Origin of the sequence: Dactylosporangium sp. CA-152071, assembly GCF_050936335.1 — a bacterium.
GTDB classification, from domain to species: Bacteria; Actinomycetota; Actinomycetes; order Mycobacteriales; family Micromonosporaceae; genus Dactylosporangium; species Dactylosporangium maewongense.
In genome coordinates, this window is the sequence record NZ_JBNJMZ010000001.1 from 4,980,573 (window position 1) to 5,006,539 (window position 25,967).

28 protein-coding genes and 1 pseudogene are annotated in these 25,967 nt (G+C 71.0%); 12 read left to right on the plus strand and 17 right to left on the minus strand.

Annotation, left to right across the window (positions count from 1 at the left end; translation table 11 throughout):
* The first annotated feature begins 61 nt into the window (after positions 1-61).
* A complete protein-coding gene (locus ACQEVZ_RS22240; protein ID WP_433369478.1) occupies positions 62-2,212 on the plus strand; it encodes a hypothetical protein in 2,151 nt (716 codons plus the stop codon).
* On the opposite strand, the gene ACQEVZ_RS22245 is transcribed toward ACQEVZ_RS22240, so the two are convergent.
* Positions 2,146-2,685: an SDR family NAD(P)-dependent oxidoreductase gene (locus tag ACQEVZ_RS22245; protein ID WP_433369481.1), complete on the minus strand. Its 540-nt coding sequence runs from the start codon at positions 2,683-2,685 to the stop codon at positions 2,146-2,148. The genes ACQEVZ_RS22240 and ACQEVZ_RS22245 overlap by 67 nt on opposite strands.
* 85 nt (positions 2,686-2,770) lie before the next feature.
* On the opposite strand from ACQEVZ_RS22245, the gene ACQEVZ_RS22250 reads away from it, so the two are divergent.
* Complete coding sequence (locus ACQEVZ_RS22250) at positions 2,771-3,346, plus strand: TetR family transcriptional regulator (RefSeq protein WP_433369484.1); 576 nt, start codon at positions 2,771-2,773, stop codon at positions 3,344-3,346.
* A 1,022-nt stretch (positions 3,347-4,368) separates the two neighbouring features.
* Here ACQEVZ_RS22250 and ACQEVZ_RS22255 read toward each other — a convergent pair.
* A complete protein-coding gene (locus ACQEVZ_RS22255) occupies positions 4,369-5,211 on the minus strand; it encodes a RecB family exonuclease (protein ID WP_433369487.1) in 843 nt (280 codons plus the stop codon).
* Positions 5,212-5,244: 33 nt separating this feature from the next.
* Complete coding sequence (locus ACQEVZ_RS22260) at positions 5,245-5,862, minus strand: MarC family protein (protein WP_354901453.1); 618 nt, start codon at positions 5,860-5,862, stop codon at positions 5,245-5,247.
* Positions 5,863-5,977: 115 nt separating this feature from the next.
* On the opposite strand from ACQEVZ_RS22260, the gene ACQEVZ_RS22265 reads away from it, so the two are divergent.
* Complete coding sequence (locus ACQEVZ_RS22265; protein WP_344512183.1) at positions 5,978-7,222, plus strand: glycoside hydrolase family 18 protein; 1,245 nt, start codon at positions 5,978-5,980, stop codon at positions 7,220-7,222.
* A gap of 68 nt (positions 7,223-7,290) precedes the next feature.
* On the opposite strand, the gene ACQEVZ_RS22270 is transcribed toward ACQEVZ_RS22265, so the two are convergent.
* The 10 genes from ACQEVZ_RS22270 to ACQEVZ_RS22315 all read right to left on the minus strand — a co-directional run bounded on the left by ACQEVZ_RS22270 (position 7,291) and on the right by ACQEVZ_RS22315 (position 14,957).
* Positions 7,291-8,052, minus strand: a complete 762-nt coding sequence (locus ACQEVZ_RS22270) for a TetR/AcrR family transcriptional regulator (RefSeq protein WP_433369492.1) — start codon at positions 8,050-8,052, stop codon at positions 7,291-7,293.
* Complete coding sequence (locus ACQEVZ_RS22275) at positions 8,049-8,897, minus strand: PHP domain-containing protein (RefSeq protein ID WP_433369495.1); 849 nt, start codon at positions 8,895-8,897, stop codon at positions 8,049-8,051. Before ACQEVZ_RS22275 ends, ACQEVZ_RS22270 begins: the two co-directional genes overlap by 4 nt.
* A 9-nt stretch (positions 8,898-8,906) precedes the next feature.
* Positions 8,907-10,097, minus strand: a complete 1,191-nt coding sequence (locus tag ACQEVZ_RS22280; RefSeq protein ID WP_433369498.1) for a hypothetical protein — start codon at positions 10,095-10,097, stop codon at positions 8,907-8,909.
* 2 nt (positions 10,098-10,099) lie between these two features.
* On the minus strand, positions 10,100-10,867 hold the full coding sequence (locus ACQEVZ_RS22285; protein WP_344512176.1) for a SigE family RNA polymerase sigma factor: 768 nt from the start codon (positions 10,865-10,867) through the stop codon (positions 10,100-10,102).
* Positions 10,868-10,947: 80 nt separating this feature from the next.
* On the minus strand, positions 10,948-11,790 hold the full coding sequence (locus ACQEVZ_RS22290; RefSeq protein WP_344512174.1) for a PH domain-containing protein: 843 nt from the start codon (positions 11,788-11,790) through the stop codon (positions 10,948-10,950).
* Positions 11,791-11,795: 5 nt separating this feature from the next.
* Complete coding sequence (locus ACQEVZ_RS22295; protein WP_344512265.1) at positions 11,796-11,993, minus strand: hypothetical protein; 198 nt, start codon at positions 11,991-11,993, stop codon at positions 11,796-11,798.
* A 98-nt stretch (positions 11,994-12,091) separates the two neighbouring features.
* On the minus strand, positions 12,092-12,772 hold the full coding sequence (locus ACQEVZ_RS22300) for a DUF6758 family protein (protein ID WP_433369503.1): 681 nt from the start codon (positions 12,770-12,772) through the stop codon (positions 12,092-12,094).
* 19 nt (positions 12,773-12,791) lie between these two features.
* Positions 12,792-13,409, minus strand: a complete 618-nt coding sequence (locus ACQEVZ_RS22305; RefSeq protein ID WP_433369506.1) for a TrmH family RNA methyltransferase — start codon at positions 13,407-13,409, stop codon at positions 12,792-12,794.
* Between the two features lie 166 nt (positions 13,410-13,575).
* Entirely contained in the window at positions 13,576-14,526 is a 951-nt protein-coding gene (locus ACQEVZ_RS22310) for an MFS transporter permease (RefSeq protein ID WP_433369509.1), read from the minus strand.
* Entirely contained in the window at positions 14,523-14,957 is a 435-nt protein-coding gene (locus ACQEVZ_RS22315) for a hypothetical protein (protein WP_433369512.1), read from the minus strand. The genes ACQEVZ_RS22310 and ACQEVZ_RS22315 overlap by 4 nt, the downstream gene beginning before the upstream one ends.
* A 292-nt stretch (positions 14,958-15,249) precedes the next feature.
* Between ACQEVZ_RS22315 and ACQEVZ_RS22320 the strand changes: the two genes are divergently transcribed.
* Complete coding sequence (locus tag ACQEVZ_RS22320) at positions 15,250-15,744, plus strand: MaoC family dehydratase (RefSeq protein ID WP_344512166.1); 495 nt, start codon at positions 15,250-15,252, stop codon at positions 15,742-15,744.
* Between the two features lie 21 nt (positions 15,745-15,765).
* Positions 15,766-16,524, plus strand: a complete 759-nt coding sequence (locus ACQEVZ_RS22325; protein ID WP_433369515.1) for a DUF695 domain-containing protein — start codon at positions 15,766-15,768, stop codon at positions 16,522-16,524.
* Between the two features lie 140 nt (positions 16,525-16,664).
* Here ACQEVZ_RS22325 and ACQEVZ_RS22330 read toward each other — a convergent pair whose 3' ends face one another.
* Both ACQEVZ_RS22330 and ACQEVZ_RS22335 read right to left on the minus strand, forming a co-directional pair.
* The gene (locus ACQEVZ_RS22330; RefSeq protein ID WP_360567113.1) at positions 16,665-17,153 is read right to left on the minus strand and encodes a hypothetical protein; all 489 of its coding nucleotides are present in this window, start codon (positions 17,151-17,153) and stop codon (positions 16,665-16,667) included.
* A gap of 113 nt (positions 17,154-17,266) precedes the next feature.
* Positions 17,267-17,674: a thiol-disulfide oxidoreductase DCC family protein gene (locus ACQEVZ_RS22335; RefSeq protein WP_360567111.1), complete on the minus strand. Its 408-nt coding sequence runs from the start codon at positions 17,672-17,674 to the stop codon at positions 17,267-17,269.
* Positions 17,675-17,798: 124 nt separating this feature from the next.
* On the opposite strand from ACQEVZ_RS22335, the pseudogene trxA reads away from it, so the two are divergent.
* From trxA to ACQEVZ_RS22365, 6 genes and pseudogenes are all read left to right on the plus strand, one after another.
* A pseudogene (trxA, locus tag ACQEVZ_RS22340) lies at positions 17,799-18,152 on the plus strand (thioredoxin); the annotation flags it as partial.
* 270 nt (positions 18,153-18,422) lie between these two features.
* Positions 18,423-20,903 carry an intein-containing Rv2578c family radical SAM protein gene (locus ACQEVZ_RS22345; protein WP_433369519.1) on the plus strand — a complete coding sequence of 827 codons (2,481 nt, stop codon included), beginning with the start codon at positions 18,423-18,425 and terminating at the stop codon, positions 20,901-20,903.
* 45 nt (positions 20,904-20,948) lie between these two features.
* A complete protein-coding gene (locus ACQEVZ_RS22350; protein WP_344512156.1) occupies positions 20,949-21,659 on the plus strand; it encodes a hypothetical protein in 711 nt (236 codons plus the stop codon).
* A gap of 31 nt (positions 21,660-21,690) precedes the next feature.
* Positions 21,691-22,233, plus strand: a complete 543-nt coding sequence (locus ACQEVZ_RS22355; protein WP_433369523.1) for a potassium channel family protein — start codon at positions 21,691-21,693, stop codon at positions 22,231-22,233.
* A 10-nt stretch (positions 22,234-22,243) separates the two neighbouring features.
* Positions 22,244-22,978 carry a hypothetical protein gene (locus ACQEVZ_RS22360; protein WP_433369526.1) on the plus strand — a complete coding sequence of 245 codons (735 nt, stop codon included), beginning with the start codon at positions 22,244-22,246 and terminating at the stop codon, positions 22,976-22,978.
* A 115-nt stretch (positions 22,979-23,093) separates the two neighbouring features.
* On the plus strand, positions 23,094-23,507 hold the full coding sequence (locus tag ACQEVZ_RS22365; protein WP_344512150.1) for a CoA-binding protein: 414 nt from the start codon (positions 23,094-23,096) through the stop codon (positions 23,505-23,507).
* On the opposite strand, the gene ACQEVZ_RS22370 is transcribed toward ACQEVZ_RS22365, so the two are convergent.
* Entirely contained in the window at positions 23,485-24,690 is a 1,206-nt protein-coding gene (locus tag ACQEVZ_RS22370; protein ID WP_354901436.1) for an acyl-CoA dehydrogenase family protein, read from the minus strand. The two genes, ACQEVZ_RS22365 and ACQEVZ_RS22370, sit on opposite strands and share 23 nt — an antisense overlap.
* Positions 24,691-24,810: 120 nt before the next feature.
* Here ACQEVZ_RS22370 and ACQEVZ_RS22375 point away from each other — a divergent pair, with 120 nt between their 5' ends.
* Positions 24,811-25,014 (plus strand): DUF4190 domain-containing protein, encoded by a 204-nt coding sequence (locus tag ACQEVZ_RS22375; RefSeq protein WP_344512147.1) that lies wholly within the window; start codon positions 24,811-24,813, stop codon positions 25,012-25,014.
* 28 nt (positions 25,015-25,042) lie between these two features.
* Here the strand turns inward: ACQEVZ_RS22375 and ACQEVZ_RS22380 are convergent, their stop codons facing one another.
* Positions 25,043-25,954, minus strand: coding sequence for an SDR family NAD(P)-dependent oxidoreductase (locus ACQEVZ_RS22380; protein WP_344512145.1), 912 nt, complete (start codon positions 25,952-25,954; stop codon positions 25,043-25,045).
* Positions 25,955-25,967: the final 13 nt, after the last annotated feature.

The following is a 25,967-nucleotide window of genomic DNA, read 5'->3' on the forward strand; positions in this document are numbered from 1 at the left end:
CCCTCACACCACCGTCACACCACCGTCACACCGACGCGCTTCGCCGCGTTGAGCGGTTGGCATGAAACTTCCATGGCTCGCGCTCGCCCTGGCCACCGCCGCGCTTCCGTTGGCGCTCGGCACCGCCCCGCTCGACGTTGTCCTATATGCCGGATATTTCGTTTATGCCGTCGTCGTGCCGGGGACGCTGCTGTACCGCGCGATCCGGCCCACGCCGCGGTCGCTGCTCGAAGATCTCACGTACGGCACGGTCGTCGGGCTGCTCGCCGAGACCGCCTTCCTGACCGTCGCGAGCCTGCTCGACCTGCGCGGCTGGCTGTGGGCGTGGCCGCTGCTGGTGATCGTCCCGCTGGCCCGCCTCCGGAAGCACCCCGACTATCCCGAGCGGCCGACGGCGGCCTGGTCGTGGGCGGTCGCCGGGATCGCGGCCGGGTTCCTCGCGTACCTGACGGCGGCGTTCCTGGCGGTCAACCCGGCGCTGCCGACCGGCGGCGCGCACGACTACATGATCGACCAGCTGAACCTGCTCGCCGTCAGCGCCGACCTGAAGCACCACTTCCCGCTCACCGTCCCCGAGCAGGGCGACCGGACGCTGGGCTACCACTGGTTCGCGTACGGCCACGTCGCCGCGAGCAGCCTGATCAGCGGCGTCGACCTGCCGGTCGTGTGGTTCCGGCTGGACCTGCCGGTGCTCGCCGTGCTGGCCGTGTGCCTGCTCGCGGTCACCGGCCGGCGGGTCGCCGGGCATCCGTGGGCGGGCCCCGTCGCGGCGGCGCTGATGTTCACCGTCGGCGAGCTCGTCCCGCAGCGGCAGGCGCCGGCGTTCTTCGGCTCGATCACCGCCTACTACAGCTGGTCGAGCCGCTCGCTGCTGTTCGGCGCGGCGCTGAGCATGCCGCTGATCGCGGCGACCGTGTCCGTGCTGCGCGGCGGCGGGCGGCGGGACTGGCTGCTCGTGCTGCTGTTCGCGGCCGGGACGACCGGCGCGAAGTCGACGATCGTCCCGCTCTTCGGGGCGGGGGTCGCGGCCGTCTGCGCGGTACACCTCCTGCGGCGACGGCCACAGTGGACCCCTTGGCTGCTCGGTGGGCTGCTTGCCGCGGTCACGGTGGGTGCGGTCGCCATCCTCTACGGGTTCGAGGGGCAGGGCCTGCGATGGGGCCCCTTCGCGATCATGCTGGACTTCGTCGGGAGCCAGCGCCACGGCACCACGGTGCGCGACGTCCCGCTCATCCTGTGGGGCCTCGGCGCGTACGGCATCGCGATGGGCGCCCGCCTCGCCGGCGTGCTGTTCGTTCGCCGCTGGGATGACGCCTGCGTCTTCCTGGCCGGCACGACCGCCGCGGGCGTCGCCGGCACGCTGTGCGTCTGGCACGTGTCGTGGAGCGAGCACTTCTTCGTCGTCGCCGCCTGGCCGTGCGCGGCGATCCTCTCGGCGACCGGCCTGGTCCGCCTGCCCGGCGCACCGCGTGCGCTGTGGACGGCGCTCGCGGTGGCGGCGGTGCTCGCGGCGGTGTCGGTCGCGTTCACCCTGCCGGTGCCGCGGCATCGCTGGTGGGTGCCGCTGCCGGTGTACGCCCTGGGCGCCCTCGTCCTGGTGTCGGCCCTGCTTCTGCACCGGCGCGCCGGGGTCTTCGGGGCCCTGGTCGTGGTGCTCTTCGCCGGTGCGGCCCGGCTGCCGTTCGACGCGGCGACGAACGCGAACCTCGGCGTCGCGTACCACATCCGGATCACACCCGACCAGGTCGCCGGCGCCCGCTGGCTGCGCGCCCACAGCACCCCCGCCGAGTACGTGGCCACGAACGTGCACCGTGTCGGCGGCAGCGGCCTGATGCAGGGGCAGAGCCTCGCCTACTGGATCTCCGCGTACAGCGAGCGCCGCGTCCTCCTGGGCAGCTGGGGCTACTCGCCCGAGTCGACGGAGTCGCAGTCCCGCGCGCACCGCATCGGCCCGGCGCTCACCTACTGGGATCCGGAGCGGCTGGCGCTCAACGACGCGGCCGTGCTCGACCCGACCCCGTCACGACTGTCGTGGCTGTGGCGGCAGCGCGTCCGCTGGATTCTCGTCGACCGCGCCCACGGTACGCCGACCGCGGCGCTGCCCGCCCTCACCGACCTGTCCTGGCAGCGCGGCGACATCGCGGTCTACCGGCTCCGCGCGCCCTCGAACTGCACGCCCGTCAGCTGCTCCGACAGCGTCCAGAGCCGCTGAGCGTCGGCCGGGTCCTTCGCCCGCGCGACCGGCTCGACGACGCTCGGCCAGCCCCGGTTCTCCCCCATGCCGTCGGGCCCGATGAACTGCCCGCCTTCCGCCCGCGGGTCGACCGCCGCGTACAGCTGGTTGAGCGCCCCACGGGCGGCGGGCTGCGCGAGGACGGCGTTGCCAACGCGCATGAACGCCTTCATGACGCCGGTCGGCCCGGACGTCTGCTCCCGGTCGCGGCGCAGCCCCGCGGCCAGCGCCCGCACGGAGTCGAGATCCGCCAGGTCCACGATCCTGAGCTCCCCGCCCCCGAGCTTCTGGACCGCCGCCCGGCCCTTGGCCTCACTACGGACCGCCATGATCACCCGAGCGCCCTTGGCCAGCAGCGCGCGCGTCGTCTCGTACCCGAGCCCGCTGTTGGCCCCGGTGACGAGGAACGTCTTCCCGCCCTGATCCCCGATCTCCGCCTCAGTCCATCGCATGCCTGCATCTTCACTCGACTTGGCACTGAGTGTCAACCGTGCGCTTAAGTGCCATAGTTGCCGCACGGCGAATAGAATGCCCTGCGTGAGCCTCGCCGAACGCAAACGCCAGCTGGTCCGCGACGAGCTGACCGATGCCGCGCTGCGGCTCCTGGCGTTCCAGGGGTTCGAGGAGACCACCATCGACCAGATGGCCGCCGCCGCGGGCGTGTCCCGCAGGACGTTCTTCCGCTACTTCCAGTCCAAGGAAGACGTCATCATCGAGCACCTCAGCGACCTCGGCCGCCAGCTCACCACCACCCTGTCCACCCGCCCCGCCGCCGAACCCCCCGCCGTCGCCCTCCAGCACACCCTGCGCACCTTCACCGACACCTTCTGGGAGCACCCCGAGAAGTCCCGCCGCCTGGCAAAGATCATGGTCACCACCCCACCGCTGCTGGCCCGCTACCTGGAGCGCCAGGTCAGCTGGCGCGCCGCCCTCTCCACCGAGCTCGCCACCCGCCTGGGCACCGACCCCACCACCGACCCCCGCCCCGCCGTCCTGGTCGCCGTCGCGTTCGCCGCCTTCGACACCGCCCTGATGCGCTGGGTCACTGCGGACCCCTCCCCCGACCTGAACACCCTCCTCACCACCTGCTTCACCGCCGCCTTCCCCGATTGATCGGATGACGGATCCGACTGTGGGAACGGCCGGATTCACGTTCCGATCACGCTTGCCCGGCAGAAACGGGTCGGGATAGAGCCGGCGCAAGAAGCCGAGCCGCCCGACCAGAACGGCGGTGGCCGGCGTGACCCCCGGCCCTTTTGCGCGACGACGGCGGGGCATGACCGGCGCAAGTCCCACCACGACCACCACAGCGGTTCAACAAACCCCATGATCCGCGAGACAGAACCCAGCCCACTACCGGCAACCACTCCGCCGGCGCCACCACTCAGTCCCGCCTCGCCCACACGGCCGATTGAGCATCGCCGGATCGACTGGCAGGCCCCCCTCCCCTCCTCTCCCACCCTCAACCCACAGACATTGATCAATGCCCGTGTTTGCACCATTTGTTCCATCGAGGTTGCGCGATCCACCCACAAAATGATCTCCGATTTGCAGGTGGATCGCGCAACGTCAATGCCGAAATGGGGCATCTCTGGGCATTGACCAACGTCATGGCGTGAGCCAGGCAGCCAGACCGGGCAACCAGACCAGGCGACCCAGACCGGGCAACCAGACCAGGCGGCCGTCGGTATCGGTGTCGGCCAATTGCTGATCCCAGTCCGCATGGAGGGCGAGCCTGTCCTGGTCGATACGGCTGTGCCTCCTGCATCGAGGGGGCGTTGAGGCCAGACCAGGCGGCTGGGTCCCGTCTCGCGGATCATGGTTGTCGGGAACCGCCCGTCTCGACCAGGTCGAGGGTGGCTTGGAAGCGGCTTCCCAATGTGTCGTTGCGGGTGGCCCGCCCGCGCCGGTGTTTCGCCGGTTGAAGCCGCGTTCGACCTGGTTACGCCGGAAGTAGGCGGCGCGGTCGAAGTTCGGTGAGTCTGCCGCCGGCCCGCTGGACCGATACCCGGTCCAGCAGCGACTCCAGCTGACGGGTGCCCGCCGCCTGGCCAGGGGTGATCCGGGTAGCAAATGGAACGAACCAACCCCACGATCCGGGAGACGAAACCTGAGGGGAACGGGAAGCGGGCGGGCTATGTGGTGGGGCGGTCCACGGCGGTCCAGGGGTCCTTCGGGGTGGCGTCGAGGCCGGCGGGGCAGGAGCGGCGGAAGTCGCACCAGGAGCACTGCGGGCCGGGGGCGACCGGGAATGCCTCGTCGGCGGGGGTGCCGGCGGCCAGGGCGGCGTCGGCGGTGGTGATGTCGGCGGCGGTGGCTTCGGCGCGGCGGAGGTGGCGGGCGAGGGAGTCGTCGGTGTGGTCGTGGGCGGCGACGGTGCCGGTCGGGAGGTGGTGGAGCTCGACGCGGTGGCAGGGCTTGCGGAAGACGCGGGAGGCGGCGATCGCGTAGAGGGCGAGCGCGCGCGAGCCGCGGGCGTCGTCGGCGGTGACGCCGGAGCGGCCGGTCTTGTAGTCGACGATGACGAGGTGGCCGTCGCGCTGGTCGATGCGGTCGACGCGGCCGGAGAGGGCGAGGGTGTCGGTGCGGGCGGCGACGGTGCGCTCGACGCCGAGTGGCTCGTCGTGGGGGTCGAGGCCGTCCACATAGGACTCGAGCCAGCCCAGGGCCCGGCGGAAGACGTCGCGCTCCTGGGCCTCGTCGCGGTAGCCCTCGCTGACCCAGGTGGCCTTCAGCAAGGTGGGCAGGGCGGAGCGGTCGCGGCGGTCGGGGTCCAGCGCATACCAGCTGCGCAGTGCCGTGTGGACGGACGCGCCGAGCGAGTTGTGCGCCCAGGGCGGGCCCTTGGGCGGGGTGGGGCGGTCGACATAGGTGAACCGGTAGCGGCGCGGGCAGTCCTCATAGCTGCCGAGCTTGCTGGGCGTGCAGGTGAACAGGCGCCGGGGCGGGGCGAATAGGCCGAGCTGCTCGTTCTCCACACCCCGATCCTGCCACCGCGGTACGACAAAACCTCAATGGGGCGAGTGCAGGTACTCGGTGACGAACGCCCCGATGGCGTCGGCCAGCAGCTGGACGGCGATGGCGGCGACGAGCAGGCCCGCGATGCGGGTGACGACCTCGATGCCGCTGGGCCGCAGGATGCGCACCAGGATGCCGGAGAAGCGCAGCGCCAGGTACACGATGGCCATGACGGCGATGATGCCGACGGCGATCGCCACGAAGTCCAGAGGGCCCGAGGACCGCTGGACGAAGAGCATCGTGGCCACGATCGCACCGGGGCCCGCCAGCAGCGGGGTGCCGAGGGGGACGAGCGCGACGTTGGAGGTGGCTTCCTGGCGGGGGTCGTCGGTCTTGCCGGTGAGCAGTTCGAGCGCGACGAGGAGCAGGAGCAGGCCGCCCGCGCCCTGCAGGGCGGGAAGGTCGATGTGCAGGTACGCGAGGATCTGCCGCCCCACGAGCGCGAACGCCACGATGACGCCGAGCGCGAGCAGCACGGCCTGTAGAGCGGCGCGGTTACGGTGCTTCGCCGCCATCGATCCGGTGAGGGCGAGGAAGATCGGCACGGCGCCCGGCGGGTCGAGGATGACCAGCAGGGTCACGAATACTTCGCCGAAGAGCTTGAGATCCACTCCCGGATTGTCGTGGTGTGCCTACATAGACCGGAAACCAGGGTCTTGACGGCACCGGGCGGCACCCCTACGTTGCCCATCAACAGCAAGGTTTCCTTACAGTCATGGAGGGTTCATGGGCAGACGCTCCGTCCTGGCCGGGTTGGCGGTGTCGCTCACGCTCGCGTCACTGGCGATCGTGCCCGGCACCGCCTCGGCGCACAGCGCGTCGCATCAGGACCAGTACAAGCGCGTCGGGTACTTCATCCAGTGGGGCATCTACGGCCGCCAGTACTACGTCAAGAACCTCGAGACGAGCGGGCAGGCCAAGAACCTGACCCACATCAACTACGCCTTCGGCAACGTCGACGCGACCGGCAAGTGCGTCTCCGCCGACCCGTGGGCCGACTACCAGCGCCCGGTCTCCGCCGAGGAGAGCGTCGACGGTGTCGCGGACGCGCCGGGCCAGACGCTGAACGGCAACTTCAACCAGCTGCGCAAGCTGAAGCTCAAGCACCCCGGGCTGAAGGTCATGCTGTCGCTCGGCGGCTGGACACTGTCGGCGAACTTCTCCGACGCCGTGCTGACCGACGCGTCGCGCAAGGCGCTCGTGCAGTCGTGCATCGACACGTTCTGGTCGACCGGGGTCTTCGACGGCTTCGACTTCGACTGGGAGTGGCCGGGCTCCGAGGGCAACCCGGGCAACGTGATCCGCCCCGAGGACAAGCAGAACTTCACGCTCATGGTCGCCGAGTTCCGCAAGCAGCTCGGCAAGAAGGCCACCCTGACCGCGTTCCTGCCGGCGAACCCGGCGAAGATCGACGCCGGCTTCGAGGTCAACAAGATCTTCAAGTACCTCGACTTCGGCACCATCCAGGGTTATGACTTCCACGGTACGTGGGAGCCCACCACCAACCAGCAGTCCGCGCTGTTCGTCCCGCGCGGCGCGCCGACCACGCCGGACTTCAGCGGTGCCACCACGCTGAAGGCCTGGACCGACCGCGGTGCCCCGAAGAAGGCCCTCGTCCTGGGCATCCCGTACTACGGCCAGGGCTGGACCGGCATCACCAGCACCGCCAACCACGGCCTCTTCCAGCCCGCGACCGGCCCCGCGCCGGCCACCTGGGCCGCCGGCAACGAGGACTACAAGGTCCTCGCCACGCTGCCGCAGCAGGGGTACAAGGTGTACCGCGACCTCCGCTCGGGCCACGCGTGGCTGTTCAACGGCACCACGTTCTGGACCTTCGACGACCAGCTCACGGTCGCCCAGAAGTCGCTGTACGTCCGGGTCAACGGCTACGGCGGCGCGATGGTCTGGTCGCTGGACGGCGACGACGCCAGCGGCACGCTGACCAAGACGATCGGCACCGTCCTCAGGTAACACCCGAAAAGCAGCACCACGAACAGCAGCACTACGAGAAGCGACACCACGAACAACCTGGGCCGCCTTCAAGGACGAAGGCGGCCCAGGTGCGTCTCGATGCCGTCCAGCACCCGTTCGAGCCCGAAGGAGTACGCGCGCACCGGGTCACCCGCGCCGTACTCCTCCCCCGCCGCCTGCCCCACCCGCGCCGCCGTCGGGAAGCGCGCCGGGTCGAGGACCTCGCCGAGCAGCGGCGCGTAGGCCGCCCACCACTGCTCCTCGCTCATCCCCGTGCCCTGTTCGGCCTGGTCCGCCTGTACCGCCGCGCGCACGGCACCCGCGACGTAGTTGAGCACGAGACCGAGGAGCAGGTCGGCGTCGACGTCCGGCACGGCGCAGGACTCGAAGGCCCGCAGCTCGAAGTCGTACTTCTCGATCACGTTCGGGCCCAGGACGGGCCGGCTCGTGGCCACCTGCAGGAGCCACGGGTGCCGCCGGTACAACTGCCAGTTCGACGACGCGATCTCGACGAGCCGCTCGCGCCACCCGGCGGCCGTGAACGCCGGCCGGACGGCCTCGGCGCTGACCGTGTCGACCATGACGTCGAGCAGCTCCGCCTTGCTGGGGACATAGGTGTACAGCGACATCGCCGTCACCCCGAGCTGCTCGGCGACGCGCCGCATGGACACCGCGGTGAGACCTTCGGCGTCGGCGAGCGCGATCGCGGCCGCGGTGACGTCCCCGATGGTGAACTTCGCCTTCGGGCCCCGCCGCGACGGCGCCGCGGTGCCCCACAGCAGCTCGATGCTGCGTCTGGGATCGCCGGCGCCGGCGTACTCCGTCGTCACGCGACCACACCGGACCCGGTCGCGGCCTCGACGATCTGCTCGAACACCTCGGGTGCCGTGGTGCGGGCGCCGAGGCGGACGGTCTTGTTGGTGCCGTGGTAGTCGCTGGAGCCGGTGACGACCAGCCCGAGCCGGTCGGCGATCGCCCGCATGTGCGCGCGCTCGGCCGGGGTGTGGTCGGTGTGGTCGGCCTCCACGCCGAAGAGCCCCTCGCCGGCCATCTCCTCGATCGCCACGTCGGGGACGACCGGGCCGCGGATGCTGGCCCGCGGGTGGGCGAAGACCGGCACGCCGCCGGCCCCGAGCACCAGCCGGATGGCGTCGAAGACGTCGAGGTCCTCCTTGCCCACCCGGTACCGGTGACCGAGCCACTCGGGAAGGAACGCCTCCGACACCGTGTCGACGAGTCCCCGGCGCATCAACGCCTGCGCGAGGTGCGGGCGGCCGACGGTGCCGCCGCCGGCGTGCTCGAGGACCTCGGCCCACGTGACGTCGATGCCGTCGGCGCGCATCAGGTGCACCATGCGCTCCGCGCGGGTCTCGCGGGACGCCCGGATGCGGGCCATCTCTCCAGCCAGGGCCGGCTCGGCCGGGTCGAACAGGTACGCCAGCAGGTGCAGCGAGATCGGCCACGGCCCGCCGTGCCACCGGCACGACAGCTCGGCGCCCGGCACGAGCGTGAGCCCGGGCGGGCGGGCGGCGATCGCGGCGGCCCACCCGGAGGTCGTGTCGTGGTCGGTCAGCGCGACGACGTCGAGCCCGGCGGCGGCCGCCTCGGCGACCAGCCCGGCCGGGCTCGACGTGCCGTCACTGGCGGTCGAGTGACAGTGAAGATCGATCCGCACCCAACAAGGTTAGAGCAGTTCGATCAGGACGACGCCGTCGCTTTCGACGTTGAGCTCCTCGGAGGCGCCGGCCGCTCCCGTCGGGGTGATCACGCGGAACTTGCCCCCGCTGTCGACCACGAACGTCGTGGCGTTCATCCACACCGTCTTCGTGGTGACGGTCAGGGTCCAGGTCTTCACCGCTGCCGCCACCGTCGCCGCGTCGAAGACCTTCGTCAGGTCCAGCATCGCGACCTGCTTGAGGCCGTCGACCGGGTACGCGAGCCAGTGCCCGTCCGGGGAGACCCGGCCGCCGGCCTTCGCCGCCACCGGCAGCCCGCACCGCCGCTGCGCGACCGTGAACGGCTGGTCCAGGGTCAGCATCGCCAGGCACATGCGCTCGTCCTTGTCGCCGGTCTTCACTTCGGCGTAGACGCTCTTCGTCCCGGGGTCGACGCCGAAGATCCGCACGACGTTGTCGTCCCACGACTGGGTGTAGGCGCGGCCCGAGAACCAGACGTCGTAGCCGGCGCCCTCCTCGCGGCCGAGGAGCAGGTCGGAGCCGACGAACCCGACCGCGACCGCGGTCTCCGGCACGTCCGCCGTCACCTGCTCGGTCAGCTGCTGCTTCTTGGTCTTGTCGTCGGTGGTGGTACGCGTGGCGACGGTGACCTTGCCCTCCTGCGCCCACGCGACCTTGTCGCCGCCCTTCGCGACGGCGATGTTCGACGCCTTCTTCACCAGGACCTGCTGCTTGTCGTGGTCGTCCTGGAGCACCAGCTGCTTGTCGCCGTCGGCCTCGGTGTTGACGACCAGGTAGCCGTCCTTCGCCTTGTACGCGGCGGCGACGGTGCCGTTGTCGGGCAGCTTGAGCCGCACCGTGGTGGACGGCTGCGCGTCCCCGTCGATCGCGGGGACCTCCTTGCCCACGGCCGGCGGCGCGGTCTGCGTGGTGAGGGTGGCCTGCGGCTGCGAGCTCTGCGGGTCGTGGTCGCCCTGCGCGACCGGCGCCGAGGGCGAGCCCTGGCCGACGATGTGGAACGTGGCGATGGCGGCGACCGCCATGACGACGAACGCGGCGAACCCGGACGCGGCGACGCGCCGGCGCCGGCGGACCCGCCCGGCGTTGCGGATGGCGACGTCGGCGATGCCGTTCAGCGGCGTCGGCGGCGCGGTGCCCGCCTTCGCCTTGAACGCCTCGCGGAGCGCATCTTCGATCATGGTCACGTCACCAGTCCCACTTCCACCGGCCCGGAGGTCTCCACCAGGACGGCCTCGCGTCCGGACATGTCGCACTCGTCTTCGGGTGCGGGCTGCTCCTTCGGCACGTCTTTCTCTGCCTGTGCGGTTTTCGCCACGTTCGCCGTCAGGGCGGACATCTTGGCGTTCGCCGTGGATCTTGCCGTCGCGGACACCGCCGCGTTCGCCGTGGCGGGCGTCGCCGGCCTGAGCCGCACCGTCGGCGGTCTCGCCGGCCTTGCGGCGGGCTCGATGCCCTCCGCGCTGAGCCGCTGGCGCAGCGTGGCGAGCGCCCGGGACGCCTGGCTCTTCACCGTGCCGACCGACACGCCGAGCAGACGGGCCGTCTCGGCCTCCGACTGGTCCTCGTAGAAGCGCAGGACCAGCACGGCGCGCTGCCGGTTCGGCAGCTCCCGGACGTGCCGCCACAGGGCGTCACGCTCGAGGCTCTCCTCGACCCGGTCCGCGGCGACGGACTCCGGCAGGATCTCGGTGGGGCGTTCGCCGTGCCACCGGCGCCGCCACCAGCTCGTGGAGGTGTTGACCAGGACCCGGCGGGCGTAGGGTTCGACGGCCTCGATGTGGCCGAGTCGCTTCCACGCCAGGTAGGTCTTGGTCAATGCGATCTGCAGCAGGTCCTCGGCGGTCGCCCAGTCCCCGGCGAGCAGGTACGCGGTGCGCAGCAGCGCACTGGACCTGGTCTCGACGAAATCACGGAAGTCTTCCTCACGGAACCCCGCCTCGTCCGGCACCGCCGCTCCCTCCCCCGCTCCGCCCACCAGGCAAGACGCGATGGAGGGGCGGCACGGTTGCAACCCCGGAGAAAAAGTTTCTAGGTTCCGTCGTCCTCGACGCCGGCGGCACGGCCCAGGCGGGCCTCGACGGCCTCCGGCTCGTACATCTCCTCGACGATGCGCAGGTAGAGCTCATTCGGGTTGGGCAGGTTGCGGATGTTGCGCAGCGCCTGGTCCTGACCGGCGGATTCCAGCTCGAAGTGCCCGTAGCCGAACATGCGGCCGGTCAGCGACTGCACGTATTTCATGTCGGTGACCCGCAGCAACGGCATCATGGCGACATTGCGGGTGAAGATCCCGGAGACCACCATCACCCGCTTGTTGGTGAGGATGAATCGGTCATACCACCAGTCGGCGACCCGCCAAGCGCAGTAGAGGATCACGACGGCCCAGATGACCAGGACGACGGTGCGCAGCTGCGTCTGGTTGTGCTTGGTCAGCCAGCCCGCGATGTAGCCCATCGCGATAGTGGCGGCCACGGCGATCCCGCCCTCTTTGGCGAGCTGGATCCAGTGCCGTTTCCACTCGCCGCGGAACTTCTCGGTCGGGAAGAGATAGCGGGCCGCGTGCCGGCTGGCCTCCTCGTCGAGGGGCGCCATGCGGCTGCCGGGCGGCACGGAAGGGCCGGCGTCGCCACCGCCGCCGCGCAGGCCGGAGAACTCGTCCTCGGTGAAGGTCGGCGGGCCTTCCTCGACGTAATAGTCGCCGCGGTCGTAACCGCCGAGGGTGGCCGACTGGGCGCCGTCGCTGTAGGGGTCGTGGTCGGCATAGTCGGCGGGGCCGGGATTCGCGGGACGGGCCCGCGGGATCGGCTCGGTGTCGCGATCTTCCCAGCGACGTGCACCCGGTTCTTCGGCGGAAGGCTCAGGCCCGGTGGACATCGCAGTCAGGCAACCAGACTGGAGAAGAAGTCCCCGAAACCGGTGGCGATGTCCATGATGCCGCCGCCGATGGACTTGAAGACCTCGGCCGCGGACTGCGGCCGATATGCCACAAAGAAGATGAGGAAAGCAATGCTTCCCCAGGTGAGGACCTTTTTGACCATTGCCGTCAATCCCCTCCCCACGGCGTCGTGCACGTGCACCGCGGCGAACTCAGCGTATCAGTTGCGCGGCACACGGTGAATGTATGGCGCGCCGACATCGACCCCATCGACTAAGGGTCGATCCTAGTCGTGAACTTCTACGCCTTGCCGTGAAGATACGGCGACGGCGCGCCGTAGACGAGATGGGTTGGCACATCGTCGGCGAGATCGTGCAGGTCGAGCTCCTCCTCCAGGAGGTAGCCCGCGGCGGCCGGCCACGTGACGACGTAGAGCCACACGCCCATCGCCTCACCGACGTAGGCGCAGCGGTCCTCGGGCGACTTCGCCATCCACAGCGGCGTCGGCCAGCCGGCGGCGCGGACCTTGGCGTGCGCGGTGGTGGTGGCGATGTCGCCGTCGAAGAAGGTGCCGGGGTCGGTGCCGGGGATGCCGGCGAAGCGGGTGCCCAGGCCGATGCCGGGCTCCTCCGCGATGATCACGCAGTCGGCGGGCCCGTGCTCGACCGGGCCGGGGCCGCTGCACGCGACGGCGGTGGCGCGCACGCCGGAGCGCTCGTCGCCGACCCAGCCGACGCCGGTCACGGTCCAGCCGGTCGGCAGCGGCCACGGGCACCACATCGGGGTGGGCCGCCGCTCACCGGCGCGCTGCGCCGCGGCGATCAGCCTGGCCTTCGCCGCCTCGACGATCTCCGGTCCGATGTGCTGCGCGACGTGCAGCGGCAGCACTTCGCCGTCGTCATCGCACCTCCACTCGGAGTGCATGAGGTCCGGTGACCGCACCGGGCCGCCACAACGGGGACAGCTGACTGCGACGCCCATGTACCCACGGTAATGGGTCCTATGGGCTGTTGTCGCCGTACGCCCGGATCCAGGTGTGCATCGCGATCCCGCTGGCGACTCCGGCGTTGATCGACCGGGTCGAGCCGTACTGCGCGATGGAGTACACGGCGGCACATGCCTTCCGGGCAGGTTCCGAGAGGCCAGGGCCCTCCTGGCCGAACAGCAGCACGCACCGGCGGGGCAGCTCGGCCCGCTCCAGCGGCAGCGCGCCCGGCAGGTTGTCGATCCCGATCACCGGCAGGTCCTGCGCGACCGCCCAGTCGAGGAACTCCTCGACCGTCGGATGGTGCCGGACATGTTGATAGCGGTCAGTGACCATCGCGCCGCGCTTGTTCCACCGGCGGCGGCCCACGATGTGCACCTCGGCGGCGAGGAACGCGTTGGCGTTGCGCACGACCGTGCCGATGTTGAGGTCGTGCTGCCAGTTCTCGATGGCGACGTGGAATGTGTGCCGGCGGCGGTCGAGGTCGGCGACGATCGCGTCGAGCCGCCAGTACCGGTAACGGTCCACGACATTGCGCCGGTCACCGGCCGCGAGCAGCTCAGGGTCGTAGTGGGGACCGGCCGGCCAGTCGCCGTCCCACGACCCCACGCCGATGTCGTCGTCGTTGTGCATCTACCGTGAATCCCCGGGCCGACACTCATTCACCCTGTGGCGCTCACCCGATACGCTACGTTCCTTGCAATCGCAGACCCGGAGGGGATTGCCGAAAATGGTCAAGAAGGTCCTCACCTGGGGAGGCATTGCCTTCCTCATCTTCTTCGTCGCGTATCGGCCGCAGTCAGCGGCCGAGGTGGTCAAGTCCATCGGCGGCGCCCTGATGGACATCGCCGGCGGCTTCGGTGACTTCTTCGCGAGCCTGTTCGGCTGAGCCGTCCGGCTTCGGCCGCCGCAGCAGCCGGCGGGTCCAGCGCACCGGCGTGACCTTCTCCAGGGGCAGGAAGCACGCCATCGCCACCTGGTGCGGGACGAACGAGATCGTGATCAGGCAGAAGGTCACGAGGTGGAAGGCGTAGAAGCCGGCGACGACCGCGGCGCGCACCTTCGGCTTCACCACGAACACCAGTGGGCTGAGCAGCTCGAAGCCCACGATGCCGATCTGGCTGGCCGTGGTGAAGCCGGGGATGCCGAGCAGCCAGTGCGCGAGCACGGTGCCGCGGCGGATGAACGCCCTGGTCAGGGTGGCGCCGGTCAACCATTCCAGCCCGCCGAAGCGCAGCTTGGCGAGCGAGGACAGGAAGTACGTGCACACGACGCCGATCTGGGTGAGCCGCAGCGCCCAGCCGCCGGCCTCGGTGAGCTCCTTGTCGCCGTGCCTGGCGCGGCCCGCGGCCGGCAGCACGGCGAGCGCGACCAGCAGGCCGAACCTGTCGTGGTCGATCTTGCCGTAGCTCATCGCGACGATCATGTACTCGAGGTACAGGACGAACACGCTCCAGCCGAGGAGCCGGTGCGCGCGGCCGGTCGCGGCGGCGAGGCTCAACGGGATCAGCGCCCAGTAGATCGTGCCGACCACCAACGGGGTGGGCGTGGGCAGCGGCAGCACCTCGCCGACGACGAGCGGCTGGTACAGGTTGCCGGGCAGGTCGCCGTGGCTCTTGATCCAGGCGCTGAAGAAGACCACGTCGAGGGCGACGAAGACGTAGACCAGGGTGCGGAACGCGGCGATGCGCCCCTTCGGCACCGGCTCGAAGAGCCAGTCGCGCAGCTTGGTCACGGCCTTGTGGCTCATGATTTCCACCTGGCGAGCACGACCTCGGTGATCACGCCGGTCGGCTGCGCGTTGCGCAGGTGGTGCTGGACCTCGACGATGTCGACCTCCACGAGGGGCGGCTTGCCCGGGTTGCGGGCGGCGTAGGCGTCCTGGACCGAGCGCAGCAGGCTGGGGTCCGCCTTGAACCGGTCGATCTGCGCCTCGATCTCGGCCCGGCGCACCCCGGCGTTGCGCTCGTCGAGCACGATCCGCTTGCCGGTGGTGTCGACCCCGTCGGTGCGCAGCACCAGGACCGGCTCATTGGGCTTGTCGGCGATCGCGAACATCTGGAACGGCGCGAACGGGAACCAGAAGTCGTTGCCGACGAGCGTGCCGGCGAAGGTCAGCACGACGACCACCAGCGTGACCGCCACCCGTGCCACGCGCCCCCGCGTGCTCAACCGTTCCATCGGCGCCAGACTTTACCGTCCGCCGTCTCGTACCCCAGACGCCCACTACGCTGTGTAGTGAGACCATCGGCACACTCCGTAGTGCTTGCGCTCAATTTTCGTCTCATTTCTATAACTGTGATCTGCGTCTCTATACGGAGCGTGGCCTTCGCGACCAAGATACTGATCACACAGCGTGGGCGGCGGGCGCCAGGGAGGGCCCCGCCGCTCACTGCGTTTTTGTCACACTCGGCTGAATTTCCCGTCCCTACCCGGCATGCTTGCAGACCCCACAACGACGAGGGAGTCGCTGATGCAGTTCGGCCGGTATTTCGAGGAGTTCGAGGTCGGCGCCGTCTACCGGCACTGGCCCGGCAAGACGGTCACCGAGTCGGACGACCACCTGTTCTGCCTGCTGACGATGAACCATCATCCGCTGCACCTCGACGTCCACTACGCGGAGACGTCGACGCATTTCCAGCGCAACGTGGTCGTCGGCAACTACGTCTATTCGATTCTGCTCGGCATGTCGGTGCCCGACGTGTCCGGTAAGGCGATCGCCAATCTCGAGGTCGAGTCCCTGCGGCATACCGCGCCGACCTTCCACGGTGACACCATCTACGGCGAGACCACGGTGCTCGACAAGCGCGAGTCGGAGTCCAAGGACGACCGCGGCGTGGTCACGGTGCAGACCAAGGGCTACAAGCAGGACGGCACGCTGATCTGCGTCTTCCGGCGCAAGGTCATGGTGCCGAAGAAGTCCCACGCGGGGCCGGAGATGCCGAGCTTCCCGGAGCCGCGCGAATGACGCTCGTTTAGGAGGACGGCAGTGGGGTTGCTGCGCAGGCTGCTGGGGCGCGAGCCGGCATGGGTCGAGCGCTGGGCCGTGTATCCCGGCGAGATCGGCGCCGGGCTGGCGATGTACAACATCGACCTCGGCGCCGTAGAGGCGGCTCCCGTGGCGCGGCTGCCGCAGCGCTTCGACGTCGAGTTCACCTACACCGGTGACGGCGCCAGCGGCATGCCCGCCGAGTCCGAGCTGGGCGCCATCCACGCGCTCGACGAGGCCGTGCGGCAGGCGCTGCGCGGCGTCCGCGGGGCGATGGTCGGCCGGGTGGTGACCGCCAACACCGGGCGCATCACCGGCTACCTGCCCGAGGGCGCGGCCGCACCGGCGCTGCCGGACATCCCCGAGCTGTCCGCCACCGGCAGGCTCGAGCCGGACCCGGGCTGGAGCAGGGTCCGCGAGGAGCTCACCCCCAACGGCTGGCAGCGCAACATCATGGAGGACAACCAGGTCGTCCAGGAGCTGGAGGGCCACGGCGACCGGCTCAGCCAGCCGCGGCCGGTCGAGTTCCTCGCGTACTTCCCCGACACCGACCGCGCCGAGGCGGCCGCGCAGGAGCTGCGCGACCTCGGGTTCGCGGTGACCGTCGAGCGCGGCGACGAGGCCGATTTCGTGCTGCAGGCGATCCGGCGGGACGCGGTCGAGCCGCCGGCGCTGCACGAGGTCACCTGGGAGGTGCGCGGCGTCGTCGAGCGCCACGACGGCGCCTATGACGGCTGGGGCTGCATGGTGCAGGCCTGACCTGCTGGCGTTTGCGGCTCTTGTACTGATTTGCAGCTCTTCGCGCATTCGCGGCTTTGTACGGCGGCCGGGTGTGTTGGAGGCCAGCCGGATGAGAAGGTTTGCCCAGCCCACCCGACCGGCGACCGCCGGCGCGTCCTCTACTGGCGGTGCAGAGCCAGCGCCAATTCCCTGCCGATCTCGTTGACGAACTCCCGCTCGGCGAGCAGGATCTCCACCCCGCCGAGCCGGATCACGCCGGGCCGCCACGCGGTGCGGCCGACGCTGGCCGCGACGTCCATCAGCCACTCGCCGTAGGCGAGCGCGACGTCCGCGCCCAGCCGGGCGGCCAGCATCCGCACGGCCGCGCCACACTCCGCGAGGACACCCTCGCGGTCCAGCGGCTCGGTGCCCGTGACCTGCTCGTGCTCGGCGAAGATCGCCGCGACGACGCCCCGGACGAGCAGCGCCCGGGAGCGCTGGCCCGCCGCGATGGCCTCGACCCCGGCGACGGCGTCGACATTGTCGTCCCCGGCGCTGGCGACGACGAGGACGTGGCGGGGCAGCCGGACGAGCCGGTCCCACTCGTGCCTGTGCAGCGGCAGATCGACCCCGGCGCTGGGCTGGCTCGGTGTGGGCTGGCTCGACATGGCGTACCTCCCACTCGCGAGCGTATGCCGAAAAGCCCGGCTCAGCCGCAAATCTCCGGGTTTGCCCCCTTACTTGCCGCGCTCCCGGCTCAGCCGTCAGGTGGGCTTCCGGGTCAGCGTCCCGCTCGGGCGGGGTGGTTCGGCGGCAGCGCGCAGGCGGCGGTCCCGCCGGGCATGCGGTGCCGGTTGCGGGCGACCCACCGGTACACCGGCCACGCCAACGCCGAAACGAGCCGCAACCCCAACAGTGCGCCCAGCGGGCGCCACAGAAACCGCCCGGCCGCTCCGGGCACCGAGCGCAGCATGTCGGCGATCGCGACCGGGCCCGCGGTGGGCGCGCGGCCGGCGGTCACCCACTGCACGGCGGCGCCCGCCTCGTCCTCGGTGACGCCGAGCTCGTCGAGGTCGGCGAACTGCCACGCCACGACATGCGCGGCCGGCCTGATGCGCCGCTCGATGAACCGGGCGCATGATGAGCAGAACGCGCAGTCACCGTCGAAGACGAACGTCGGCCGATCCATGTCCTCCATCATGGATCACGCGCCGGCCCACGCCATCGTGAGCCCTGCCACCGGTTGGGAATGCCCGTAAGGGGTACGTGGTTATGACGGTGCGTACCCGACCGCCCGAAAGGATCGGACAGACATGGCAACCGTTGAACTGACCGCCGAAAACTTCGCCGAGAAGGTCGGCGGCGAGGGCATCACCCTCGTCGACTTCTGGGCCGAGTGGTGCGGGCCGTGTCGTGCCTTCGCCCCCACGTTCGAGAAGGTCTCGGAGAACAACCCGGACCTGATCTTCGGCAAGGTGGACACGGAGGCGCAGCAGGAGCTCGCGATGGAGTTCCAGATCCGCTCCATCCCCACGCTGATGATCGTGCGTGACGGCGTCGCGGTGTTCTCCCAGCCGGGCATGCTGCGCGAGCAGCAGCTCGAGTCGCTGATCCAGCAGGTCCGCGACCTCGACATGGACGAGGTGCGGGCGCAGATCGCCGAGCACGCCACCAAGCACGACGCACCCGCCAAGGCGGCGCCGGCGGCCAAGGCCGAGAGCAGCAAGGCCGAGGCGGCCAAGGCGGAGACCAGCGAGCCCGAGACGAGCAAGACCGAGGCGGCGAAGGCCGACACGAGCAAGACCGAGACCGCCGAGGCGGAGACCGCGAAGGACCCTGAGGCCAAGCCTGCGGGCGTCACGGAGCGCGAGAAAGCTGTGGGCGAAACCGTCGAGGCGTAGCTTGCGGTTCGTTCGTACACGTGTTCGAATTGGCGTGTGCGATGGGACAACCTGAAGGCGACTGGCGGTCCCGGCACCGGTGACGCCGGGCCAGTGCGAGCGCTTCCGCTCGCACTGCCCGGGGCCGTCGCCCGCACCTTCGACACCCCCGAGTTCCGCGGTGTCACGTTCTATGAGGTGCAGGCAAAGTCCCTGATCAACCGGGTGCCGGGCCAGTCACGTGTGCCGTTCGAGTGGACGATCAACCCCTACCGTGGGTGCTCGCACGCGTGTGTCTACTGCCTCGCCGGCGACACCGCGATCCTCATGGCCGACGGCACCACCCGGCCCCTCGCCGACCTGCGCCCCGGCGACGACATCATCGGCACGGTCCGTGACGGACGGTTGCGACGCTATGTCACGACGAAGGTCCTCGCGCACTGGTCGACCGTCAAGCCCGCGCACCGCGTCACCCTCCACGACGGCACCACCCTCGTCGCGTCCGGCGACCACCGGTTCCTGTCCGACCGCGGCTGGAAGCACGTCACCGGCGCCCGGCACGGCCGCGCCCGCCGGCCGCACCTGACCACCGCCAACCGGCTCACCGGCTTCGGCGCCCTCCCCGAGCGTCCCCGGGTGACCCCGGGTTACCGGCGGGGGTATCTGTGCGGGTTCGTCCACGGCGACGGGCACGTCGGCCCGGTCGCGCCCGCCGCGCTGCGCCGGGCCGGGGCCTATGCCACCGCCTGCGGCGGGCTGCACGCGATGGCCGCCGACGACCGGGAGTTCGCCGGCGCCAGCGTCCGCGACACGAGCGCCGTCATCGACTGGCCCGAGGTCCCCACCCGCGCGTGGCGGCAGGGGTTCGTCGCCGGGCTGTTCGACGCCGCCGGCGACATGTCCGGCGAGCTGCCCGCCTTCGACCTGGTCGACAAGGTGGTCGTCGACTGGCTCGTCGAGTGCCTGACCGTCCTCGGCTTCGCCACCGTCACCGACGGCACGCTGACCAGGGTCCTCGGCGGGGTGCGGGAGCGGCTGCGCTTCGGGCTGATGTTCGCCCCGGCCACCCCCACCGGCACCGTCGCCGGCGAGCTCGTCCGCGGCGACGAGAGCCTGCGGGTGACCGCGATCGAGCCGCTCGGCGTCGACGTGCCCATGTTCGACATCACGACCGGCACGGGCGACTTCATCGCGGGCGGCGTGGTCAGCCACAACTGCTTCGCCCGCAACACCCACACCTATCTCGACCTCGACGCCGGCCACGACTTCGACTCGCAGATCGTGGTCAAGGTCAACGCCGGCGAGGTGCTGCGCCGCGAGCTCTCCGCCCCCTCGTGGACCCCCAGGCACCTGGCGATGGGCTCCAACGTCGACTGTTACCAGCGCGCCGAGGGCCGCTACCAGCTGATGCGCGACATCCTCGCCGCGCTCCGCGACCACGCCAACCCGTTCTCCATCCTCACCAAGGGCACGCTCATCACCCGCGACCTCGACCTGCTGACCCAGGCCGCGCAGGTGACGACCGTCGGCGTCTCGATGTCGATCGGCTTCGTCGACGAGCCGCTGTGGCGCTCCGTCGAGCCCGGCACCCCCAGCCCCCGCCGCCGCCTCGACGTGGTGCGCCGCCTCGCCGACGCGGGCTTCGCCGTCGGCGTCCTCATGGCCCCGATCCTGCCCGGCCTCACCGACACCGCCGAGTCGATCGACACCACCGTCGCCGCCCTCGCGGCCGCGGGCGCCGCCGGCGTCGTCCCCCTGGCCCTGCACCTGCGCCCGGGCGCCCGCGAGTGGTACCAGGCCTGGCTCGCCCGCGAGCACCCCCACCTCGCCCCCCGCTACCGCCAGCTCTACGGCGACGGCGCCTACGCCGGCCAGGCCTACCAGCGCGAGGTCGCCGCCCGCGTCCGCCTCGCCTGCCGCCGCCACGGCCTGCCCACCGGCGACACCAGCACCACCCGCCAACTCTCCGCCGCCCCACCCCCACCCGCCGCCGACACCTTGCCGCTGCCCTTCCCCCCGACCACCACCGGCGCCCCGCCCATCGCCGGTGGCTCGGCACCCAGATCCACCAGCGCCCCGCCCAGCAACTCCACCAGCGGCCCGGCGACCAGCCCCACCACCGCCCCACCGAACAGGCCCACCGGCAGCCCGGCGACCACCGACACGCCGCCGCGGCCCACCACTCGCACCCCGCCCAACAGGTCCGCCAGCGGTCCGGCGACCGCCACCACGCCCTTACCGCTGCCCATCAGTCCAACCGCTGCCGGGACGCAGGCGAAGAGCACCGCGCCACAGTCAGCAGCTTCGGTCGACCCGGCCCCGGCGGACAGAGCCCCCGGCGCGCCGGGGACCACCGCCGAGCCCTTGCCGCTGTCCATCAGCCCCGCTTCGGTCGAGACGCCGGAGAAGAGTCTCACGGGACAGCCAACGGCACCGGGGGCGCTCGGCAGAGGCTCTGCCGGGGCGTCGGCGGCACCGGTCGTGGAAGGGGGCCGGGCGGGGGTGGTGGAGGTGGGTGAGCAGCTGTCGTTGCTGTGATCGGCGGTCAGGAAACGGTCAGCTAGCGTGCATAAGCTCGGTTGCATGCGTGCTCGTGCCGGTGACTTCCTGGTGCTCCTCGCGCCGACCCTCGTGGTCGGCGTGTTGGTGCCGGTGGTGACCAGAGACGACCCGGCCGCGTACGTGCCGGTGCTCCTGGTGTTGCTGATCGTCGCGACGATCGGGATCGCGTTCGGGTTGATTCTTCTGGCGCACACGACGCGGGGGCCGTCGACGTTCGCGATCGTGGTGTGGCAGGAGCAGGCGGCGTTCAGGGTGCAGCCGAACTTCCGGCGGCAGTGCGTGTTCTACGGGGTGCTGGGCGCGGCGCTGGTGCTGATGGCGTTCAACGGGTTCCGGGTCGGGCACCTGTCGGTGCTGCGCGCCATGTCGTACGGGATCGTCGTCCTGACCACGCTGTTCCTGCTGGTGTTGTCGGTCAGGATGCTGCGCAGCGGCCCGCTCGTGCTGACCTCGGAGGGGCTGGCGATCGACGGGGGGCGCTCGTTCGTGCCGTGGGACGCCCTGGGCGTCAGGTCGGAGTCCGGCGCGTGGGCGGTCGGCAGCCCCGAGCTGGTGCGGGGGCGGCGGGTGCGGGAGTTCCGGCCCGGCGAGGACGTGCCGCTCGAGGTGTCGCTGTACTTCCTGACCAGGGTCATCGACCTGTACGCCCGGCAGCCTGAGCGGCGCGCGGCGATCGGCACGCCCGAGGAGCTGGAGCGGCTCCGGGGCGCGCTCACCCGGCAGGTCACCTGACCGCAGGGCCGCCGTGGGGCACGGTGGAGCTGTGCGGAGACCGGTCCGGCGCGTCGCGTGCACGCTCGCGGCCGCCGCGTTCCTGTATTACCTGGTCCCGCTGCGCCTGATGCGCACCGCGGGCGACTGGGCGCAGGCCGGCGGTGCCGTGGTCCTGCTCACGGTGCTGGTCGTGGTGTTCAGGCGGCAGCTGCTCCGGCAGGTCCGCACCGGCGGGCGGACCGCCGCGCACCTGGAGGCGCTGGTCAATCTGCTGGTCGTCACCGTGTTGTCGTTCTCGCTGGTGTACGTGCTGCTCGCCGGCCACGAGGGGCAGTTCACCGGGCTGGCCACGAGGACCGACGCGCTGTACTTCACGCTGTCGACGCTCGCGACGGTCGGCTACGGCGACGTGCACGCGGTGGGGCAGGCGGCCCGGATCGTGGTCATCGCGCAGATCCTGTTCAACCTCGTCTACGTCGGCGCCGCCGTCACCGTCCTCGGCGGTGCGGTCCGCCGCAGGGTCGGCGACGCAGGCGCGGGCACCGGCGGCGAGGCCGATCGGGTGACGCCGGGCGGGGACGGGAGTGGCTAGCGTTCTGGCCATGAGCGCGCCACGTCGCAATCCGTCGAACTGGTTGTGGGTCGCGGTCCCGCCCGGGGTGACGCTGCTCGCGGGCGCGTTGCTGCTGGCGCTCGCAGCGCCGGAGGGCAGCCCGGTGCTGGCGCCGTTCGTGCTGGCCAACGCGGTCGTGCACGGCACCAACTTCGCCGTCAACGAGCTGCGCCGGCGGGACGAGGCGCCGGCGCGGCCGGGGTGGGAGCTCCACCGGCCGTTCCGCGAGGCGTGCGCGCGGGTCGGGCGGGTGTTCGCGGTCGGGTCGGTGGTGCTCGTCTGGGCGCTGCTCGCGGACGCCGGGCCGGTCGTCGCCGTGCTCGCGCTCGGCGGTGCCGCTGCCATGTACGTGTCCGGCGCAAGGGGCCTCCTGCGGCTGGTGCGCGGCACGCCCTCGGTGCGGCTCACGGGCGACGGCGTGCGGGTCGGCGGCCGCTCGTACACCTGGAGCAGCATCGAACGGGTCGAGCTCAACGGCGACCGGGCGCATCCCAGGGTCGACCTGCTCGTCGCGGGGCGGTCGCGACCGGTGACGGTGCGGCCGGAGGACGTGGACGGCAGCCTGCTGTTCCTGATGGACCTGATCGGCTACTACGTGGCGCATCCGGAGCGCCGGGCGGCCGTCGGCGAGCCGGGTGAGGCGGTGCGGGTGCACGCGCTGCTGCTCGGCGCGCGACTGTCGGCAGGACTGACCGGCGGACCGACGCCCATCGCCGCGGCGTGAGCCGCCCGGCAGGGGCCGGTGGCCGACGCCCATTGCCGCGGCGTGAGCCGCCCGGCAGGGGCCGGTGGCCGACGCACATCGCCGCGCGTGCATCGCCGCGCGCTACGGTCGAGGCATGCGCAGCGCTGAGCAGATCCTGCGGGAGTCGGCCACGATCGCCGTCGTCGGGGCGTCGCGGGACCCGCGGAAGACCGCCCACTCGGTGCCGCTGGCGATCCAGCGGCGCGGCTGGCGGATCATCCCCGTGAACCCGTTCGCGGACCAGATCTTCGGGGTCCGCGTGTACCGCAGCCTCGCCGACATCCCCGAGCCGGTCGACTTCGTGAACGTCTTCCGGCCGTCCGCCGACGCGACGCAGGTCGTGAAGGACGCGATCGCGATCGGCGCGCCGGCGGTCTGGCTGCAGCAGGACATCGTCTCGCCCGAGGGGCGTGCCCTGGCCGAGGCCGCCGGCGTCGACTACGTCGAGGACACGTGCATCGCCGTGGTGCGCGCCGTGCACGCGATCAGCGGACCCCGTACTCCTTGAGCAGCCCCCGGCTGATGATCGTCTTCTGGATCTCGCTGGTGCCCTCGCCGATGAGCAGGAAGGGCGCCTCGCGCATGAGGCGCTCGATCTCGTACTCCTTGGAGTAGCCGTAGCCGCCGTGGATGCGGAAGGACTCCTGCACGACCTCGGCGCAGTACTCGCTGGCCAGGAGCTTCGCCATGCCGGCCTCGACGTCGTTGCGCTGGCCGGCGTCCTTGAGCCGGGCAGCGTTGACCATCAGCGCGTGCGCCGCCTCGATCTTCGTGGCCATCTCGGCGAGCTTGAACGCGATCGCCTGGTGCTTGACCAGCTGCGCGCCGAATGTCTGGCGCTGCTGCGCGTAGGCGATGGCCAGCTCGAACGCGCGGATCGAGATACCGCACGCGCGGGCCGCGACGTTGACCCGGCCGACCTCGATGCCGTCCATCATCTGGTAGAAGCCGCGGCCTGCCTTGTCGGCGCCGCCGAGCACCGCGCTGCCGGGCACCCGGACGTTGTCGAGGACCATCTCGGTCGTCTCGACGCCCTTGTACCCCATCTTCTCGATCTTGCCGGGGATGGTGAGGCCGGGCAGCGCCTCGTTCTCGCCGAAGCCGGGCGTCTTCTCCAGCAGGAACGTGGTCATGTTCCCGTAGACCGAGTCGGCGCCCAGGTCGGACTTGACCAGGGTGGCGACGACGGAGGAGTACGCGCCGTTGGTCAGCCACATCTTCTGGCCGTTGATGACGTAGTCGTCGCCGTCCGGGACGGCCTTGGTGCGGATGGCGGCGACGTCGGACCCGCAGCCGGGCTCAGACATCGAGAACGCGCCGCGGACCTCGCCGGCGGCCATCCGTGGCAGGAGGCTCGCCTTCTGCTCCGCCGAGCCGTGCTGCGCCACCAGGTAGGCGACGATGAAGTGCGTGTTGACGATGCCCGACACCGACATCCAGCCGCGCGAGAGCTGCTCCACGACCAGGGCGTACGTCAGCAGCGACTCGCCGAGACCGCCGTGCTCCTCGGGGATGGTGAGGCCGAACAGGCCCATCTCGCGCATGCCGTCGACGATGTCCGCCGGGTAGACGTCGTCGTGCTCCAGGTGCTGGGCGTGCGGGATGATCTCCTTGTCGACGAACTCCCGCACCGTCTCCAGAATCGACTGCTGCACATCGGTCAGACCGGGCGTCTGGGCGAGGCGGGCCATTGATCGACCTCCATTGGTCAGCGTCCTGCTTGTTACCGGCAGGTATGGAGGAAGTATTCCGGCTCGGCCTGGCCCAGGCCAACGTGAGCAGCCCACACACCCCTGTGAAATGGTTCTCAGGTGGCCTACAACAAGATGGCGATCGCTGCCCTGGTCTGCGCGGTCCTGGTGCCGCCCTTCGGGATCCTGATGGGGCACATCGCGTGGGCGCAGACGGGCCGCACCGGCCAGCGCGGGCACGGGCTCGCGCTGGCGGCGCTGGTGATCGGCTATGTGGAGCTGCTGGTGCTCTGCGGCATCCCGATCGTGGCGCTCGGCTTCTGACGCCGGTGTGACACCTCCGGCGCCCGGGTCACCGGTACTGGGCCTCGCGGACGCTGTTGCCGCCGTCGATCACGAGCATCTGTCCGGTGATGTACGAGGCGCCGGGCGAGCACAGGAAGGCGATCGTCGCGGCCACCTCCTCGGGGGTCCCGGGGCGGCCCATCGGCGTGCCGAAGCCCTGCTTGAGCTCGACCAGCGTCGACGCGCCGGTGTGGATGATGCCGGGGGCGACCGCGTTGACGGTGATGCCGTCGGCGACGAGCTCCATGGCGAGGGCGCGGGTGAGACCGACGACGCCGGCCTTCGCGGCCGCGTAGCCCGCCTCGGCGGGCAGGGCGTTGACCGGGCCGGCGGTGGCGGCGAGGTTCACGATGCGGCCCCAGCCGTGCTCGGCCATGCCGCCGACGAATGCCCGGCTGACCAGGAACGCGGTGGTGAGATTGCGGTCGATCTCGGCGCGCCACTCCTCGTAGGTGAGCTGCGCGACGGGGCGCAGCACCTCGGGGCTGGCCTTGCTGGCCAGGCCGGCGTTGTTGACGAGGATGTCGACGGTGCCGACCTGGTCGACGATCGCGTCGGCCAGCGCGCCGACCTCGGCCTCGACGGTGAGGTCGGCGACGAAGCCGGTGACGCCGAGCTCGGTGGCCCGGTCGTGGATGCGCCGGGTGGTGGAGACGATGGCGACCGCCGCGCCCATCGCCTTCAGCCGGCGGGCGGTGGCGTAGCCGATGCCGTCCGGGCTGCCGGCGCCGGTGACCAGCGCGACACGGCCGTCGAGGCGGTCGATCGCCGTGCCCTCGTCATCCGCAACCGGCTCCTCGGCGAGCTCAGGCCCGGACGACGGGACGGCCCGCAGGGTGCGGCGGGCCGAGGAAGGGCGGCTCGCGTCGCGCCGGTTGCCTTTGCCCGCGGGGCCGGTGGAACGTAGGTCGGGTGCCATAGGGCAAATCCTG

Coding starts and splice junctions, on each gene's coding strand:
- ACQEVZ_RS22240 (WP_433369478.1), top strand. CDS start 62: ATGAAACTTCCATGGCTCGCGCTCGCCCTGGCCACCGCCGCGCTTCCG.
- ACQEVZ_RS22245 (WP_433369481.1), bottom strand. CDS start 2,685: ATGCGATGGACTGAGGCGGAGATCGGGGATCAGGGCGGGAAGACGTTC.
- ACQEVZ_RS22265 (WP_344512183.1), top strand. CDS start 5,978: ATGGGCAGACGCTCCGTCCTGGCCGGGTTGGCGGTGTCGCTCACGCTC.
- ACQEVZ_RS22280 (WP_433369498.1), bottom strand. CDS start 10,097: ATGATCGAAGATGCGCTCCGCGAGGCGTTCAAGGCGAAGGCGGGCACC.
- ACQEVZ_RS22290 (WP_344512174.1), bottom strand. CDS start 11,790: ATGTCCACCGGGCCTGAGCCTTCCGCCGAAGAACCGGGTGCACGTCGC.
- ACQEVZ_RS22300 (WP_433369503.1), bottom strand. CDS start 12,772: ATGGGCGTCGCAGTCAGCTGTCCCCGTTGTGGCGGCCCGGTGCGGTCA.
- ACQEVZ_RS22305 (WP_433369506.1), bottom strand. CDS start 13,409: ATGCACAACGACGACGACATCGGCGTGGGGTCGTGGGACGGCGACTGG.
- ACQEVZ_RS22310 (WP_433369509.1), bottom strand. CDS start 14,526: ATGAGCCACAAGGCCGTGACCAAGCTGCGCGACTGGCTCTTCGAGCCG.
- ACQEVZ_RS22315 (WP_433369512.1), bottom strand. CDS start 14,957: ATGGAACGGTTGAGCACGCGGGGGCGCGTGGCACGGGTGGCGGTCACG.
- ACQEVZ_RS22320 (WP_344512166.1), top strand. CDS start 15,250: ATGCAGTTCGGCCGGTATTTCGAGGAGTTCGAGGTCGGCGCCGTCTAC.
- ACQEVZ_RS22330 (WP_360567113.1), bottom strand. CDS start 17,153: ATGTCGAGCCAGCCCACACCGAGCCAGCCCAGCGCCGGGGTCGATCTG.
- ACQEVZ_RS22335 (WP_360567111.1), bottom strand. CDS start 17,674: ATGGATCGGCCGACGTTCGTCTTCGACGGTGACTGCGCGTTCTGCTCA.
- ACQEVZ_RS22350 (WP_344512156.1), top strand. CDS start 20,949: ATGCGTGCTCGTGCCGGTGACTTCCTGGTGCTCCTCGCGCCGACCCTC.
- ACQEVZ_RS22360 (WP_433369526.1), top strand. CDS start 22,244: ATGAGCGCGCCACGTCGCAATCCGTCGAACTGGTTGTGGGTCGCGGTC.
- ACQEVZ_RS22365 (WP_344512150.1), top strand. CDS start 23,094: ATGCGCAGCGCTGAGCAGATCCTGCGGGAGTCGGCCACGATCGCCGTC.
- ACQEVZ_RS22370 (WP_354901436.1), bottom strand. CDS start 24,690: ATGGCCCGCCTCGCCCAGACGCCCGGTCTGACCGATGTGCAGCAGTCG.
- ACQEVZ_RS22380 (WP_344512145.1), bottom strand. CDS start 25,954: ATGGCACCCGACCTACGTTCCACCGGCCCCGCGGGCAAAGGCAACCGG.